We start from the raw sequence: 1,034 nt of genomic DNA, 5'->3' as shown, positions 1-1,034 counted from the left end.
GTGGAGATGAACCAATATACGTTAGCTGCACTCGCACTGCTCTTTTTATCATTTTTCATGTTCTACAAACGGATGAAAAAGAAAAAGAACCAACGCATCTTCCGAAAAAACAGGTAACCGCCTCGGTTCCTGTTTTTTTATTTATGATTGTGCATATATTTTTCTTCGATAGTTTGTTAAAATGTGTATGTAATTTTACCATTGCAATGTCTTAAAATCAGGGAGAATCTCCATGTCCAAGCGTTCCATTTTAAGTATATATATCCTTTCCGGGATTCTTACACTAGTCGTGTTCGACTATTTCTTAACGACAAATATTCAAAACAAAGAGGTCTTCATTCAGCTACAGAGAGTGGAAGGCACTTTCTTTCTTTTATCGATAGGCATGGTCTTATACCTTTACTTGGCTAAAAGGGAAGAATTCAAGCAATTAAAGGAAGCGGAGCAACGCCGGCGTACACTTATTAATTCGATGGTCGATTTCGTTAACTTCAAGGATGGCGATGGGCGATGGCTGGAATCGAATACCTTTGGACTTCAATTATTTCAATTGGAGCATGTGGATTATAAGGGCAAAAAAGACAGCGAGCTGGCGGAATACACTGAATTTTACAAAGAGTCGTTGATCTACTGTGAAGTTTCCGATGAGGAAACGTGGATGAAAGGGGTAATTACAAGATGCGAGGAAATCATTCCCCTTCCAGATGGCAATCACAAAACCTTTGATACGATCAAGGTTCCCTTGTTCTTTGAAGATGGTTCCCGAAAAGGGCTAGTCGTCATCGGCAGGGATATATCTGAAAGAGTTGTTGCGGAGAAGCAATTATTCGATAGTGAACAACGTTATAAATCATTATTCGAACACAATCCATACCCGATGCTCATGCTTGATTTAAACGGGTTGATCACCACCGTGAATCCGAGGTTTGAAACGGTTACCGGCTTTCATCAAGAAGAAGTCCATGGCTCCTCCTTCGTTAACCTGGATTTTTCACCGGAAGATGCAGAACTGATTCATACATCCTGCGACTATG

Annotated in this window: 2 protein-coding genes; both read left to right on the top strand. The window is 40.3% G+C overall.

Annotation, left to right across the window (positions count from 1 at the left end):
* Positions 1-215, top strand: a 215-nt coding sequence (locus CVN76_RS31670; RefSeq protein WP_232732108.1) for a hypothetical protein, incomplete at its 5' end; no start/stop codon positions are given.
* Between the two features lie 17 nt (positions 216-232).
* Positions 233-1,034: PAS domain-containing protein (locus tag CVN76_RS04915; protein ID WP_157805530.1), on the top strand; the 802-nt coding region annotated here is incomplete at its 3' end.

This window comes from Bacillus sp. mrc49 (genome assembly GCF_002803435.1).
Note: the sequence above shows the minus strand (reverse complement) of the source record. Positions and strands in the feature narration are given on the sequence as shown.